Source organism: Streptomyces sp. NPDC107528, from assembly GCF_055639295.1.
The window spans coordinates 141,219-155,561 of sequence record NZ_JBVKAV010000005.1; the positions used below are offsets into that span (position 1 = coordinate 141,219).

Sequence of the window (14,343 nt, forward strand, 5' to 3'; positions counted from 1 at the left end):
TACCCAGGAGGACCACCATGAAGGTCGCCATCGTCACCGGTGCCAGCTCCGGCATCGGACAGAGCGCCGCGATCGAGATCGCCAAGCGCGGAGTCGGAGTCATCCTGACCTACGGCAACAACCCGCAAGGAGGGAAGGACACCGTCGCCGTCATCGAGAAGGAGGGCGGTACGGCCGTCGCGCTGCCGCTGGACGTCGGGGAGACCGGCACCTTCGACGGGTTCCGCGACACCGTGGCCGGGGTCCTGCGCGACACCTGGCAGCGCGACTCCTTCGACTACCTGGTGAACAACGCCGGCTTCGCGCAGACCTCGCTGATCGAGGACACGACCTGGGAATTGTTCGACGGGCTCATGCGAGTTCTGCTCAAGGGCCCGTACTTCCTCACCCAGAAGCTGTTGCCGCTGATCACGGACGGCGGCGCCATCGTCAACACGAGCAGCAACTCGGCGTCCACCACCACCGGCCTGGAGCCCGGCTACTCGGTGTACGCCGGCATGAAGGGCGGCCTGGACGTGCTGACCCGCTACATGGCCAAGGAGTTCAGCGGCCGGGGCATCCGGGTCAACGCGGTCTCGCCCGGGGCGACCCGCACCCGCCTCGGCGACGACGCCTTCACCCGGTTCCCCGAGGTCGTCCCCGCCCTCGCCGCGAAGACCGCGTTCGGCCGCGTCGGCGAACCCGACGACATCGGCAAGATGATCGCCACGCTCGTCTCCGACGAGAGCCGCTGGGTCACCGCACAGAACATCGAGGTGTCGGGCGGCTACAACCTCTAGGGCTGCACCACCCGCCTCACGGGCCGGCCCGCCGCCTCCTGGGCTGGCCCACCCGCTTCCGGTGCCGGCCCAACTGCCGCCACCCGTCAGGCGTCGCTGTTCAACAACGCCTCGGCCGCAGCCAGGATCTCGGTGACCCGCAGGCCGAACGCCGCGTCGCACGGATGGGGCCGGCCGGTGCGGGAGGCGGTCAGCAGGGCGTCCGCGGCCCGGAGCAGGGCGGACACCGCGCTCTCGGTGCTCTCCGGCATCAGCGTCACACCGGCCGTGCCCCGCAGCTCCACGGTCGCTCCCGCCGCGGCGGCCGGCGCCGTGAGGCTCAGGGCCAGGGTGCTGGACGCGCCGCCGGCGTGGTCGAGGACCAGGTGCACCGTGTCGCCGGGCCCGTGTGCGGCGGCCGTCACCTGCCCGGCGTCGCCCAGGACCGGCAGCAGCACGGACAGGGCATGGGGACCCACGTCCCACAGCGCGCCCTTGTCCTGCCGCCACGGCGAGTCCGCGAACGGGTTGCCGTCACCGCTGAACACCGCGCCGAGCCACTCCGCCCGACCCGTGAACCAGCCTTCCACAGCCGCCTGTTCGGTGATCCACGCCTCGGTCTCCGGCTGGAAACGGGTGGTGAAGAAGACGACCGAGGCCACGCCGGCCCCTTCCACCGCCTCGACGACCGACCGTGCCTGCTCCACCGTCGGCGCGAGCGGCTTGTCCAGCAGCAGATGGCAGCCCACCCGTGCGGCCCGCGCCGCCAGGTCGGCCTGAACGGCCGGCGGCAGGGCGACGGCCACGGCGTCCACGTCGGCGAGCAGCGCGTCGACATCGTCGTAGGCACGCACGCCGTAGCTGTCGGCCAACTCCTTGGTGGGAGCCGTACGGCGGCCCCACACCCCCACGAAGTCCAGTTCGGTGTGCCGGCTCAGGGCGGGAGCATGAGCCATCCGGGCCCACGGGCCGGTGCCGAGCAGTCCGATGCGCATGCCGCCGCCTCTCACGATGCCGTCGATCGATCGGGGTGAGCGTGTCACATCGACCTGGAGGCGGCACAAGCGGTTACGTGGGCGATGCCGGCACCGGGAATTCAGCGTTGGCGTCACTGAATGCATTCGCTTTCTTCTATTGGACCTTCCGCGACCCGGAAGTCACGCTGGAGTCGGTCCGGTACCGCGTGCCATCCATGGCGCGCTCGCCGGGCGACATCGTTCTCCGCGCGACAGCCGAAAGAGGTCACCAGCCCATGCACACCCGCCGCATCGGGGATGCCGAGGTCAGCGCGATAGGCCTGGGCGGAATGCCCATGTCCATCGAGGGACGCCCGGACGAGGCACGTTCCCTCGTCACGATCCACGCCGCGCTGGACGCCGGCGTGGCCCTGATCGACACCGCGGACGCCTACCACCGGGACGCCCACGAGGTCGGTCACAACGAGACCCTGATCGCCAAGGCCCTCGCCTCCCACGACCGGGGCAAGGACGTCCTGGTCGCCACGAAGGGCGGCCATCTGCGTCCCGGCGACGGCAGCTGGACGCTGGACGGCAGCCCGCGGTACCTCAAGGAGGCCTGCGAGGCGTCGCTGCGCCGGCTCGGCGTGGAGGCCATCGGGCTCTACCAGTTCCACCGCCCCGACCCGAAGGTGCCGTACGCCGAGTCGGTCGGCGCCGTACGCGACCTGCTCGACGAGGGCAAGATCCGGATGGCCGGGATCTCCAACGCGAACCCGGAGCAGATCCGCCAGGCCAACGAGATCCTGGGCGGCCGGCTGGTCTCCGTGCAGAACCAGTTCTCCCCGGCGTTCCGCTCCAGCGAGCCGGAGCTGCGCCTGTGCGACGAGCTCGGCATCGCATTCCTGCCGTGGAGCCCGCTCGGCGGCATCTCGCGCGCCGGTGAACTGGGCTCCGCCTACGCCCCGTTCGCGCGGGCCGGCGAGGCCCACGGGGTGAGCCCGCAGCGCGTCTGCCTGGCCTGGATGCTCGCCAAGTCGCCGGTCGTCGTCCCGATCCCGGGATCGAGCCGCCCTGAGACGATCCTCGACTCGCTCGCCGCGACCGAACTCGCCCTCACCGCGGAGGAGATCGCGGAGCTGGACGCGGTCTGAAGCACTCCGGGAACCCGTTCCCGAACGCGGGTGTACTCCCTCTCGGGACGGGATGGGAAAGCGTTTGCTGCACGGCAGGTGTCTGCAATCATCCGGATCCCCGGGAAGGACAACGCCGATGGCGTCGTCGCACGAGAGACCGCTCGACCACCGCTACCGCGGCGAACACCCCGTACGCACCCTCGCCTATCTGTTCCGCGCCGACCGCCACCGCCTCGCGGCGGCGGTCGGCGTCTTCACCGTCAAGCACAGCCCGATCTGGCTGCTGCCGCTGATCACCGCGTCCATCATCGACACCGTCGTCCAGCACCAGCCGATCAGCAGGCTCTGGCTGAGCACCGGCGTGATCATGTTCATCCTGCTGGTCAACTACCCCCTGCACGTCCTCTACGTACGCCTGCTGTACGGCAGTGTGCGCCGGATGGGCACCAGCCTGCGTTCCGCCCTGTGTACGCGTATGCAGCAGCTCTCCATCGGCTACCACTCGCGTGTCAGCGCCGGTGTGCTCCAGGCCAAGGTCGTACGTGACGTGGAGACCGTCGAGCAGATGGTGCAGCAGACCGCGGAGACGGGGCTCGGCGCCGGCACCGTGCTCATCGGCGGCCTGGTCATCATCGCCATCCGCACACCGGAGTTCGTGCCCGTCTTCCTCGTCGTCGTGCCCGCCGCCGCACTCGTCGTCGCCCGACTGCGGGCCCGTCTGCGCACCCACAACGAGCACTTCCGCCACGAGGTCGAGACCCTGTCGTCCCGGGTGACGGAGATGACCCGCCTCATCCCGGTGACCCGCGCCCACGGACTGGAGGGCAAGGCACTGCGCCGCATGGACGGCACCCTGGACCGGCTGCTGACCTCCGGCATGCGCCTCGACCTCGTCAACGGCCGCTTCGGCTCACTCGCCTGGGTCGTGCTGAACGTGGTCGGCGTGCTCGTGCTCGCCGGCGCGGCGCTGGTCTCGTACTACGACGTCTGGGGCGTGACCGCCGGCGACGTCGTCATGCTGAGCGCGTTCCTGACGACGCTCACCAACTCCACGACGACACTGGCGGGACTGGCCCCGGTCATCACCAAGGGCCTGGAATCCGTCCGCTCCGTCGGCGAGGTCCTCCAGGCGCCCGAACTGGAGGACAACGAGGGCAAGGCCGAACTCGCCTCACTGCACGGCGCCGTGACCTTCGAGAAGGTCGGGTATGCGTACGAGGACAGCGGCCGGCCGGCCGTACGGGAGTTCAGCCTGACCGTCGCGCCGGGGGAGACCATCGCCCTCGTCGGCGCGTCAGGTGCGGGCAAGTCCACCGTGCTGAACCTCGTCATCGGCTTCATCCGGCCGACCTCCGGCCAACTGCTGCTCGACGGCACGGACATGAACGCCCTCGACCTGCGCACGTACCGCCGCTTCCTCTCGGTCGTGCCGCAGGAGTCGATCCTCTTCGACGGCACCATCCGGGAGAACGTCGTCTACGGCATGGACGACGCCGACGAGGAGACGGTGCGCGCGGCGCTGCGCGACGCCAACGCGCTGGAGTTCGTCGACCGGATGCCGCTGGGCCTCGACACCGTGGTCGGGGAGCGCGGGGCACGGCTGTCCGGCGGACAGCGCCAGCGCCTGGCCATCGCCCGTGCCCTGATCCGGGACCCGAGGGTGCTCGTCCTCGACGAGGCGACGTCGGCCCTGGACACCCACTCGGAGGCGCTCGTGCAGCAGGCCCTCGCCCGCCTGCTGCACGGCCGCACCACCTTCGTCGTGGCACACCGACTGTCCACGGTGCGCGGCGCCGACCGGATCGTGGTGCTGGGAGACGGCCGGATCCAGGAGACGGGCACCCACGAGGAACTCCTGCGCCGGAACGGGGCGTACGCCGCACTGCACAGCGGGCAGGTTGCCTGACGGACCCGCCCGGACAGCCGGACTACCGGCCGTCCACCACCCGGCCGAGTTCGATCCGGTCGATGTCCGGTGCCCAAGCCGTCGCATTGCCGAATGTCACCGTGTTGGAGCCCTTCCTCAGCTCCACGGGGAGGCCCACGGTCCAGTAGTCGTCCGAACTCCAGGTGTTCTTGAAGGTGACCTTCACCGGCGCCGCGTCTCCCACGGTGATGTCCGCCGTGCGGGACACGATGTCGGCTGTCGGGGCACCTGGACCGCATGTCGCAGCGCCAACTCGCCCTCGTACGAGACGCGGTGGCCACTTACAAGGCGATCCGCCCGGACCTGGCGCGGGCGGTGCCGTTCTGGCCGCTCGGGCTGCCCGGGTGGACCGACGAGTGGCTGGCCCTCGGGATGCGGACGCCCGACGACCGCACGTCGTACGTCCTGGTGTGGCGGCGCGGCGGGGGTCCCGAACTGAGTCTGCCGGTACGGCACTTGGCGGGGAGAGAGGTCAGCGCGGAGATCCTTCACCTGTCCTCCGTGTCCCCCGGATCGGCCGTCTGGAGCCGGGGCGGGCTGCGGGTGTCGCTGCCATGTACGCCGGCCGTTCTCCTCGTCCGCCTCGTCGCCCGACCGGCAATGCCACGATGACCTGCAAGACAACGGAGATATAACAACAGGCAACTAAAGGGTGTTCGGTGCGGTCTAGTCCGCCATGAAGATCTCTTTCCTGCTGCACAACGCCTACGGGATCGGAGGCACGATCGCCACCACCTTCAACCTGGCGCACGCCCTGGCCGACCGTCACGAGGTGGAGATCGTCTCCGTGCTGCGGCACCGGGAACGTCCGAACTTCGCCCTGGACCCGAGAGTGTCCTTAAGGCCACTGGTGGACCTGCGGCACGAGAAGGAACATCCCCTGCATCTCAGACCCGCGAAGGTGTTCCCCGTCGCCGAGTACCGCTACCGGCAGTACAGCGAGCTGACCGACCGGCGGATCGGCGAGAGCCTGGCGGCGACCGACGCCGAAGTCGTCATCGGGACCCGGCCCGGGCTCAACGTGCACCTCGCGCGCCAGGCGCCGGAGCACGTGATCCGCATCGGGCAGGAGCACCTCACCCTCGACAACCACCCGCCCCGGCTGCGCACCACACTGCGCCGGGCCTACCGCCGGCTCGACGTGCTGACCACGGTCACGGAGGCGGACGCCGCCGCCTACCGGCGCAAGATGAGGCTGCCCGGTGTCCGGGTCGAGGCACTGCCGAACAGCGTCCCCGAACCGGTGCTGCCCGCCGCGGACGGCACCGCCAAGGTCGTGGTCGCGGCCGGACGCCTGGTCCCGGTGAAGCGCTACGACCTGCTCATCGAGGCGTTCGCCCAGGTCGCAGCCGAACACCCGGACTGGCGCCTGCGCATCTACGGCAAGGGGGAGGAACAGGCACGGCTGCGGCAGCTCATCGAGAGCCTCGGCCTGTACGACAAGGCCTTTCTGATGGGCGCCGCGGCCCCCATGGAGGCGGAGTGGGTCAAGGGCTCGATCGCCGCGAGCGCGTCCAACTTCGAACCGTTCGGCATGACCATCGTCGAAGCCATGCGCTGCGGCCTGCCCGTGGTGAGCACCGACTGCCCCTACGGGCCCGGCGAGATCATCAAGGACGGCATCGACGGCCGGCTGGTACCGGTCGGCGACACCGACGCCATGGCAGCCGCGCTGCTGGACCTCGTCCGCGACGACGAACGGCGCCGGCAGATGGGCCGTACGGCCGTCCGGAACGCGGGCCGGTTCGCCCCGGTCCCCGTCCTGGAGCAGGCCGAGCGCCTGATCGACGAGGCCAGGTCGGCGCGCGGGACCGGGCGGCCAAGAACGCCACCGGACAGTGGGCCGATACCCCGCCGAATACAGCGAACCCTGGTCAGCCAGGGCTTCGCCACACGCGACGCCGCGTACGCCGTGGCCTCGCGCGCGCTGCGTGCGGTACGGAAGGAGCAGCGATGAGCACGGAACCCGGCACGGCGAGTGGCACGAACCTTCGCGCCGACTGCACGGTCGACGCCGACGGCCGGCTCACCTTCGCCCTCCAGCACCCCTCGACCGCTGTCCTGCAACGACCGTCGACCACTGCCCAGCTGCTTCTGAGACTGCGCCCCAAGAAGGGGCAGCCCGAGAAGACCCTCCACGCCCTCGACCTGGAACCCGCGGAGGACGGGCGTCTGCGTGCCGTACTGGATGCGCAGCCGGCACTCGCCGAGGGCCGGTGGGACGTCTACCTGCTCCCCGAACCCGGCGCGCCACGACAGCGCCTGCGCCCCGGGCTGCGTGACCTGCGGACCCTCGTCGACGGCCACCGCGGTGACCGGCGGGCGCCGGTCGCCGTGCGGATTCCGTACGTCACGAAGGACGGCTACCTCGCGGTGCGGGCATGGCTGCGTCCCGCTCACGCGGAGGTCGAGGGCGTCGACATCACGGACCGCTCGATGACGGTCAGGGCCCGGCTGCACGGCGCCTCGCCGGCCGAGGGTGCCACTGTCCGCCTGCGGCTTCGGGGTGGCGGCGGCACCGTACTGACCCTTGTGCCGCAGCCCGAGGACGACGGCCGAGGGTTCCGGTTCACCGTGGAGTACGGCGAGTTGGTCGCCGACGACGGCGGGACCGGGAACCGTGTCTGGGACCTGTTCGTGCAGACCGGACCTGCGGAGGGGACATCGCCCGTCCGGATCGGCCGCCTGCTGGACGACGTGGCGGACCGCAAAGAGATCTTCGTGTATCCGGCAGCCGACGTCGGTGGTTCGGTGGTGCGCCCCTACTACACGGTCGACAACGACCTCTCGGTACTTGCGGACAGAACCTGACCGCAAGCCTCCGTACGGTCGTGCCATGACTCAGACGCAGAAGATTCTTGTCACCGGCGCCACCGGAACCGTCGGCCGTCAGGTCGTCGCCGAGCTGCTCGCCCGCGGCCACGCGGTCCGCGCGCTCACCCGGAACCCGGCGAGGTCCGACTTCCCGCCCGGCGTCGAGGTGGTCCGGGGCGACCTGACCGAGCCCGACAGCCTGGTTCCGGCCCTGGAAGGAGTCACCGGCCTCCATCTGATCACCTTCGGCGGGGCTTACTTCGCCCCGCTGGAGACCGGTCCGCGCATCCTGGAGCTCGCGCGCGCGGCCGGCGTGCGCCGGGTCACCGTGCTGCACGGCGGCGGGCCGACCCCGCTGGAGGACGCCGTGCGGGCGGCCGACGGGGTGGACTGGACCGTCCTCATGCCGGTTGAGTTCATGGCCAACGCCCTGGAGTGGGCGGACGGGGTCGTGGCCTCGGACGAGATCCGCGAGCCGTTCGTCTCCCGGCTCAGCGCCATGGTCCACGAGGGCGATATCGGCGCCGTCGCCGCCGTCGCGCTCACCGAGGAGGGGCACGGGAGCCAGGAGTACGTGATCACCGGACCCGAACTGCTCACCGTCACCGACAAGGTGGCAGCCGTCGCCGCCGCCCGCGGCCGGGAGATCGCCCTCGTCGAGCTGACGCAGGAGCAGGCCGTCGCCCAGTGGCGGGCGGCGGGTCACCCGCAGGACGTCATCGGCTTCCTGCTGGAGGCGTACGGCAACACCCCAGAGGTGGGCCGTACGGTCGTCGACACCGTCGAGAAGGTCACCGGCCAACCGGCCCGTACCTTCGGACAGTGGGCGGCTGAGCACGCGCGCGAGTTCACGGCACGGTCCGCCGGGGCCGTCTCGTAGTCCTAGCGCCCCGCCGCCATCCGGGTCGCCGCGTCGTGGACGACCTGTGCGTGCAGCTCGAACAACGCCACGAGGTCGACGCTCTCGCCCTTGACCTCCCGCTGCACGAACAGGCCGTCGGCGCCGGCGATGGCGTAGGTGGTGAGGGTGTCCACGGCTTGCTCGTCCAGGCCGGGGAACAGGGTGGCGGCCACCTCGGCGATCTTTAGATGGGTGATGTCACGGACCTGGAGGAACGCCGTGCGGCCCCGAGGCTCGGTGGGGCGTCGCTCCAGGGCGAGCATCAGGCCGAGGCGGAGGAAGTCCGGTGCGTCGACAAGTGACTTGGCCACGTTGGCGGCCATGGTGGTCACCCGCTCCAGGGGCGTACCGGTCTCCTCGCCGGGCAGTTCGACGGCGGTGAGCCAGGCCTCGAAGCTGCGCTCGATGACCGCGGCGATCAGATCGTCCTTGTCCTTGAAATGCCAGTAGATGGAGCTGGCGGGCAGCCCGCACTTGGCGCTGACGGCCGCGATGGACGTGCCGTCGTAGCCGCGCTCACCGGCGATCTCCACGGCGGCGTCGAGGATGCGCTGACGTGACTCCACCCCGTTGGCGCGCTTCTTGCGCGCGGTCTCCGGCCTGGTCATGGGGTGCCCCTCCGGTTGTACAGGGCCTCGGACCCCTGTGAACGATCATGTCCTGAAGCGTCCACTTTAATTGGAGCATCCCCTACAGCAGGAGTGGCGCCGGTACGGCAGGACCGGCGCCGGGTCAGCCGACGAGCGTGTCCACCACGTCGAGGTCCGGCAGGTCGAGCGAGCAGATCCGCGCGGCCTCCTCGGCGGGGATCCCGAACTGCCGCAGCAGGCTGCGGGCGACCAGGTCGGCCGACCGGGCGTCGTCACGGTCGGGCTGGGCGTGCAGCAAGGAGCCCAGCGCCAGCACCGCGGCCGCCGTCATCGTCAGGGCGAGGTCCAGGTCCTCCACCTCGAACCGTCCCGCGTCCACCGCGACCCGGATGTCGTGGAACGCGCGGGGTGCCAGACCGCGCTGGGAGTGGGCCAGTTCGAGCCCCTGGCTCAGCAGGACGCGGCTCAGCTCCGGGTGGCGGCGGTGCAGCCGGCCGGTCAGCCGAAAACTCTGGGCGAAGGCGATCGCGGGGTCCTCAATGTCCGCGCTGAGGCGGTCCATCAGCGTGCCCCACCACTCCAGCGCCTCCTCGACCGCGACGCGGAAGAGTTCTTCCTTGCTGTCGAAGTGGTTGTAGAAGGAGCCGACCCCGATGTCGGCGAGCTCGGTGATCTCCAGGATGGGGACGTCCGTCCGTCCTTCGGCCAGCAGTCGCTGTGCCGCGCCCACCAGTGCCGTGCGCGTCCGCGCCCTGCGCCGGTCGACTCGCCCGGATGCGGTCCGCTCGGCCATCACGCCATCCTCCATGCCACCCCGTCACTCGCTTCACCCCGCACTCTAGCCGCCCCGCACTTGTTTCCTGAATATTTCTTCAGTTCTATTGACTGACGGTAAGTTCGGAAGTGAATATTTCTTCAGGAGGTGGTGGCCGTGGGTGGCACGCACAACGACCTGCACTCCGAGCAGGGAGCGCTCCCCGGAGAGCATCCGGGCCGGGCGGCGAACCCGGTGATCAAGGTCCATGACATCGCGTGGCTGGAGTTCTGCAAGCCCGACCTGGACCGCGCCGAGGCCTTCGCCCGGGCGTTCGGCTTCGCCACGTCGTACCGCGACGGCGGCGAGCTGCACCTGCGGGGCACCCGGGCCGGAGCCCCCTGCGTGATCGTCCGCAGGGGCCGGAAGTCACGGTTCCGCGGCCCTGCCTTCCGCGCGGCCGACACCCGCGACCTGCTGCGGCTGGCGGCCGGCACCGGCACCCGGGTGCACCCGCTGCCCGAGCCCCTGGGCGGGTCGGTCGTGGACCTGCTCGACCCGGGCGGCCTGCGGGTCCGCGTCGTCGCCGACGCGGACGAGCTGCCCGCGGTGACCGGACAGCGGTCGCAGGCGTTCAACTTCGGCGGCGGCCTCGACCGCACCAACGCCACGCAGCGCCCGCCGCGGGAACCGGCCGGCGTGCGGCGCCTCGGGCACGTCGTTCTCCAGACGACCACCTACCTGCGCACGCTGAACTGGTATCTGGAGCACCTCGGCCTGATCGTCAGCGACTTCCTCTACTACAAGGGCCAGCGCGAGCGGGGCCCCACCATGAGCTTCATCCGCTGCGACCGCGGCCGGACCCCGACCGACCACCACACCCTGGCCCTGACGCTCGGCCCCTCCAACCGGTATGTGCACTCGGCCTACGAGGTGACCGATCTCGACGCGCTGGCCGCCGGCGGCGAGCACCTGCTCGGCGCGGGCTACCGGCGCTCGTGGGGGATCGGCCGGCACATCCAGGGCAGTCAGATCTTCGACTACTGGCGCGACCCCGACGGCCTCCTCGTCGAGCACTTCACCGACAGCGACATGTTCGACTCCACCCTGGAACCCGGCTGGGCGCCCATGACGGCCTCCGGCCTGGCGCAGTGGGGCCCGCCGGCCACCAAGGACTTCATGGGCATCGCACCAGGCCGCGAATCCCTCGCCGAGCTGAGCTCGATCATCACCGCCCTCCGGAACGACGACAACGAGTTCGACCTCGAACGCCTGCGCGGCCTGCTGAAAGTGGCTTCCTCATGACCCTCTCCGTCCTCCGTACCTCCGACGCCTGGTGGGTCGCGCTCGACGAGAGCCGTGCCGTCCGGGTCGAGACCTCCGCGACGACGACCGCCGAACTCCTCGACGACGTCGTCACGGTCCACATGGCCCTGGCCGAGGCACGCTCGGGCAGCCGGTCGGCACAGCAGCCGCGCCGCATCGCCGAACTCCCCCTCGTCTCCCCGGTCAGCGCGCCGTGCCGGGTGGTCGCGCAGATGACCAACTACGTCTCCCACGTGCGCGACTCGGGGATGAACCCCGAGACCGTCCCGTTGACGTTCTTCCGCAAGACCTCCGGTTCGATCAGCGGCCCGTTCGACGAGATCGTGAAGCCGGCCCATGTCCGCTTCCTCGACTACGAGATCGAGCTCGGCCTGGTCGTCGGACGTCCCCTCGAAGTCGGCGCCACCGTGACCGCCGCCAACTGGAAGGACCACATCGCCGGCCTCGTCATCACCAACGACGTCTCCGCGCGCGACGTACAGCTGCCCAAGACCCAGTTCTACGAGGCCAAGTCCTACCCCACCTTCACCCCGGCCGGCCCCGCCCTGGTCCTGCTCGACGCCGCGGAACTCGACCGTCTCTCCGAGCTGAGGCTCGTCCTCAAGGTCAACGGCGAGATCCGTCAGAGCAGCGACCTGACCGACATGATCTACAGCCCGCTCCAGGCCCTCCAGGAGCTCTCCCGCTTCCAGGCCCTCGCACCGGGCGACCTCGTCCTCACCGGCACGCCCGGCGGCACAGCGCTCAAGGCGCCGCCCAAGCCGGTGGAGATCATCGGCGCGCTCCTGCCGCCGGCGATGAAGTGGAAGGCGTTCTTCAACTCCCAGGCGAAGAACCCGAAATACCTCCACGACGCCGACGTACTGGAGCTGTCCATCCGCACGCCCGACGGCGCCATCGACCTCGGCACCCAGCAGAACAAGGTGAGGTACGCATGACCACCGAGACCCCCCTGGCGTGGCCGCGCTACGACCACCCCGACGACCTGGCCGTCATCGAGGCGACGCCCCTCACCGCACGCGGGCTGCCCGGCACCTCGTACGACCTGCTGCGGCGGGCGGCCGAGCAGTGGCCCGAGCGGACCGCGCTGACGGTCCTGCCCGACGCGCAATCCTGGCGCACCCCCAGGAACCGCACCTACGCGGACCTCCTCGCCGACGTGCACCAGGCGGCCAACGCCCTGCACCACCTGGGCGTCGGCCGCCACGACACCGTCGCGCTGCTCTCCCCGAACTGCGACGAACTGGTCACCGCGCTCCTTGCCGCCCAACTCGCCGGCATCGTCACCCCCGTCAACCCGGCGCTCGCCGGTGGCCACGTGGCCGAGCTGGTCCGCCGGGCCGGTGCCCGCGTGGTCATCACCGCCTCCCCGGAGCTGGACCCCGACGCGTTCGCCACCAGCGCCGCACTCGCCCGCCAGGGCCTGGTGGACCACGTGCTCGTCCTGGGCCCCACCGGCGACCGGCAGGAGCCAGCCGCGCTGCCCGCCGTGGGGAACGCCGTCGTGGCCCGCCTCTGCGACGTCGCGGCGGACCGCCCGCACGACCGGTTCGTCGGAGAGCCGCCCACGGCCGCCGACCTCGCCGCCTTCTTCCACACCGGCGGCACGACCGGGGCGCCCAAACTCGCCGCCCATACGCACACCAACGAGGTCACCGACGCCTGGATGATCGCGGCCAACTCCGTCCTGGACGAGGACTCGGTCGTCTTCGCGGCCCTGCCGCTGTTCCACGTCAACGCACTCGTCGTCACCCTGCTCGCACCGCTGCTGCGCGGCCAGCAGGTCGTGTGGGCCGGACCGCTGGGATACCGCGACATCACGCTGTACGCGGAGTTCTGGCGCATCGTCGAGCACTACCGGATCGCCGCCATGAGCGCCGTGCCCACGGTGTACGCGGTCCTCGCGTCGTGTCCGGTCGACGGGGCCGACATCGGCTCGATGAGGTGTGCGATGGTCGGCGCCTCCGCGCTGCCCGACGGCGTGCGCACCGACTTCGAGGCGGCGACCGGAATTCCGCTGCTGGAGGGATACGGCCTGACCGAGGCGACCTGCGCCAGCGTCCGCGGGTTCCTGGAGGTCCGCCGGCCCGGTTCCGTGGGCCGGCGGCTGCCGTACCAGGACATCAAGGTCGTCGACCCGGCCACAGCCGAGGAGCGGCCGGGCGGTGAGGTGGGCGCCATCCTCATCAGCGGGCCCACGGTCTTCCCCGGATACGTCCAGGGCCACGACGGGGACGGCTATCTGATCAGCAGTCAGGGCAAGGTGGCCGACGGCTGGCTGGACACCGGCGACCTCGGCTATCTCGACGAGGACGGCTTCCTCCACCTCACCGGGCGCGCGAAGGACCTGATCATCCGGGGCGGCCACAACATCGACCCCCGGGTCGTCGAGGACGCCCTGCTCGCGCACCCCGCGGTCACCGGGGCCCAGGCCGTCGGACAGCCGGACCGGCGGGCGGGGGAGGTGCCGGTGGCGTACGTGACGATCGCCGACCCCGCGGTGACCGAGGACGACCTCCTCGCCTGGGCCGCCGAGTACGTCGGCGAGGCAGCCGCCGCGCCCAAGGCCGTCCGTGTCCTCGACGCGCTCCCCGTCACCGCGGTCGGCAAGCCGTTCAAGCTTCCCCTGCGAGCCGACGCCGCCCGCCGCGTACTGACCGACGCCCTGTCCGGCATCGACGACGTGGCAGGCGTCAGCGCCGAGGCCGACTCCGGGGCGGTGGCGGTCACCGTCACGCTGCGCGCCTCGGCGCCCGCCGCCACGAGGGCCGAAGTCGAGCGCCGGGTCGGCAACTTCGCGGTGCCCTGCCGCATCGCCGGACAGCAGCAGGGGGAGGACTGAGGCATTTCCTGGCGCGCATCGGCCGTTGCCGGGGTGCCCTCATCCGACCTTGATGAGGATGCTCCTCAGGGACGGCCGGTCCGCGGCTCCATCGTCCGCAACGGCGCTCCACTCACGGTCAAGGACTGTCCTGAACCGTACGATCGCCGTGCCGGGGCGCGACGCTCCGAAGATTTGGCGCAATCTGGTGCCCGAATTCGCCAAATCTGGACCTGAAGTCGTCTAGACCTCCTCCGGAGCCTTGAACCCCCGTGTCCGGATCTGCTTGGCTGACGGACCATTGGCCGCCGACCGGTGGCACATAGGGGGAATGGTTTTTGTGCTGGGCCGGCACGGGGG

13 protein-coding genes and 1 pseudogene are annotated in these 14,343 nt (G+C 70.8%); 10 read left to right on the forward strand and 4 right to left on the reverse strand.

Going from position 1 to position 14,343, the window contains the following annotated elements; all coding sequences use genetic code 11:
• The first annotated feature begins 17 nt into the window (after positions 1-17).
• Positions 18-779 (forward strand): SDR family NAD(P)-dependent oxidoreductase, encoded by a 762-nt coding sequence (locus ACZ7L5_RS17560; RefSeq protein WP_471517525.1) that lies wholly within the window; start codon positions 18-20, stop codon positions 777-779.
• A gap of 86 nt (positions 780-865) precedes the next feature.
• Here ACZ7L5_RS17560 and ACZ7L5_RS17565 read toward each other — a convergent pair whose 3' ends face one another.
• Positions 866-1,753 (reverse strand): Gfo/Idh/MocA family protein, encoded by an 888-nt coding sequence (locus tag ACZ7L5_RS17565; protein ID WP_471517527.1) that lies wholly within the window; start codon positions 1,751-1,753, stop codon positions 866-868.
• Between the two features lie 257 nt (positions 1,754-2,010).
• Between ACZ7L5_RS17565 and ACZ7L5_RS17570 the strand changes: the two genes are divergently transcribed.
• Both ACZ7L5_RS17570 and ACZ7L5_RS17575 read left to right on the forward strand, forming a co-directional pair.
• On the forward strand, positions 2,011-2,868 hold the full coding sequence (locus ACZ7L5_RS17570; RefSeq protein WP_471517529.1) for an aldo/keto reductase: 858 nt from the start codon (positions 2,011-2,013) through the stop codon (positions 2,866-2,868).
• Between the two features lie 118 nt (positions 2,869-2,986).
• Positions 2,987-4,756, forward strand: coding sequence for an ABC transporter ATP-binding protein (locus ACZ7L5_RS17575; RefSeq protein WP_471517531.1), 1,770 nt, complete (start codon positions 2,987-2,989; stop codon positions 4,754-4,756).
• A gap of 22 nt (positions 4,757-4,778) precedes the next feature.
• On the opposite strand, the pseudogene ACZ7L5_RS17580 reads toward ACZ7L5_RS17575, so the two are convergent.
• Positions 4,779-5,003, reverse strand: a pseudogene (locus tag ACZ7L5_RS17580) (hypothetical protein); the annotation flags it as partial.
• Between the two features lie 11 nt (positions 5,004-5,014).
• Here ACZ7L5_RS17580 and ACZ7L5_RS17585 point away from each other — a divergent pair.
• From ACZ7L5_RS17585 to ACZ7L5_RS17600, 4 genes are all read left to right on the forward strand, one after another.
• Entirely contained in the window at positions 5,015-5,389 is a 375-nt protein-coding gene (locus tag ACZ7L5_RS17585; protein ID WP_471517533.1) for a hypothetical protein, read from the forward strand.
• A 64-nt stretch (positions 5,390-5,453) separates the two neighbouring features.
• The gene (locus ACZ7L5_RS17590; RefSeq protein ID WP_471517535.1) at positions 5,454-6,734 is read left to right on the forward strand and encodes a glycosyltransferase family 4 protein; all 1,281 of its coding nucleotides are present in this window, start codon (positions 5,454-5,456) and stop codon (positions 6,732-6,734) included.
• Entirely contained in the window at positions 6,731-7,588 is an 858-nt protein-coding gene (locus tag ACZ7L5_RS17595; protein ID WP_471517537.1) for a transferase, read from the forward strand. Before ACZ7L5_RS17590 ends, ACZ7L5_RS17595 begins: the two co-directional genes overlap by 4 nt.
• A gap of 25 nt (positions 7,589-7,613) precedes the next feature.
• Positions 7,614-8,471: an SDR family oxidoreductase gene (locus ACZ7L5_RS17600; RefSeq protein ID WP_471517539.1), complete on the forward strand. Its 858-nt coding sequence runs from the start codon at positions 7,614-7,616 to the stop codon at positions 8,469-8,471.
• A gap of 2 nt (positions 8,472-8,473) precedes the next feature.
• Here the strand turns inward: ACZ7L5_RS17600 and ACZ7L5_RS17605 are convergent, their stop codons facing one another.
• Positions 8,474-9,100, reverse strand: coding sequence for a TetR/AcrR family transcriptional regulator (locus ACZ7L5_RS17605; RefSeq protein ID WP_471517541.1), 627 nt, complete (start codon positions 9,098-9,100; stop codon positions 8,474-8,476).
• 124 nt (positions 9,101-9,224) lie between these two features.
• Positions 9,225-9,875: a TetR/AcrR family transcriptional regulator gene (locus ACZ7L5_RS17610; protein ID WP_471517542.1), complete on the reverse strand. Its 651-nt coding sequence runs from the start codon at positions 9,873-9,875 to the stop codon at positions 9,225-9,227.
• Positions 9,876-10,013: 138 nt separating this feature from the next.
• On the opposite strand from ACZ7L5_RS17610, the gene ACZ7L5_RS17615 reads away from it, so the two are divergent.
• From ACZ7L5_RS17615 to ACZ7L5_RS17625, 3 genes are read left to right on the forward strand one after another with little or no spacing between them, the layout of a single operon-like run.
• On the forward strand, positions 10,014-11,141 hold the full coding sequence (locus tag ACZ7L5_RS17615) for a VOC family protein (RefSeq protein WP_471517544.1): 1,128 nt from the start codon (positions 10,014-10,016) through the stop codon (positions 11,139-11,141).
• Positions 11,138-12,100, forward strand: coding sequence for a fumarylacetoacetate hydrolase family protein (locus tag ACZ7L5_RS17620; RefSeq protein WP_471517546.1), 963 nt, complete (start codon positions 11,138-11,140; stop codon positions 12,098-12,100). The genes ACZ7L5_RS17615 and ACZ7L5_RS17620 overlap by 4 nt, the downstream gene beginning before the upstream one ends.
• A complete protein-coding gene (locus tag ACZ7L5_RS17625) occupies positions 12,097-14,004 on the forward strand; it encodes an acyl-CoA synthetase (protein ID WP_471517547.1) in 1,908 nt (635 codons plus the stop codon). Before ACZ7L5_RS17620 ends, ACZ7L5_RS17625 begins: the two co-directional genes overlap by 4 nt.
• Positions 14,005-14,343 lie beyond the last annotated feature (339 nt).

Bases quoted from the DNA above. Each gene is read 5' to 3' on its own strand.
- ACZ7L5_RS17625 (WP_471517547.1), top strand. From the start codon at position 12,097: ATGACCACCGAGACCCCCCTGGCGTGGCCGCGCTACGACCACCCCGAC.
- ACZ7L5_RS17570 (WP_471517529.1), top strand. From the start codon at position 2,011: ATGCACACCCGCCGCATCGGGGATGCCGAGGTCAGCGCGATAGGCCTG.
- ACZ7L5_RS17610 (WP_471517542.1), bottom strand. From the start codon at position 9,875: ATGGCCGAGCGGACCGCATCCGGGCGAGTCGACCGGCGCAGGGCGCGG.
- ACZ7L5_RS17560 (WP_471517525.1), top strand. From the start codon at position 18: ATGAAGGTCGCCATCGTCACCGGTGCCAGCTCCGGCATCGGACAGAGC.
- ACZ7L5_RS17605 (WP_471517541.1), bottom strand. From the start codon at position 9,100: ATGACCAGGCCGGAGACCGCGCGCAAGAAGCGCGCCAACGGGGTGGAG.
- ACZ7L5_RS17565 (WP_471517527.1), bottom strand. From the start codon at position 1,753: ATGCGCATCGGACTGCTCGGCACCGGCCCGTGGGCCCGGATGGCTCAT.
- ACZ7L5_RS17585 (WP_471517533.1), top strand. From the start codon at position 5,015: ATGTCGCAGCGCCAACTCGCCCTCGTACGAGACGCGGTGGCCACTTAC.
- ACZ7L5_RS17620 (WP_471517546.1), top strand. From the start codon at position 11,138: ATGACCCTCTCCGTCCTCCGTACCTCCGACGCCTGGTGGGTCGCGCTC.
- ACZ7L5_RS17590 (WP_471517535.1), top strand. From the start codon at position 5,454: ATGAAGATCTCTTTCCTGCTGCACAACGCCTACGGGATCGGAGGCACG.
- ACZ7L5_RS17600 (WP_471517539.1), top strand. From the start codon at position 7,614: ATGACTCAGACGCAGAAGATTCTTGTCACCGGCGCCACCGGAACCGTC.
- ACZ7L5_RS17575 (WP_471517531.1), top strand. From the start codon at position 2,987: ATGGCGTCGTCGCACGAGAGACCGCTCGACCACCGCTACCGCGGCGAA.
- ACZ7L5_RS17595 (WP_471517537.1), top strand. From the start codon at position 6,731: ATGAGCACGGAACCCGGCACGGCGAGTGGCACGAACCTTCGCGCCGAC.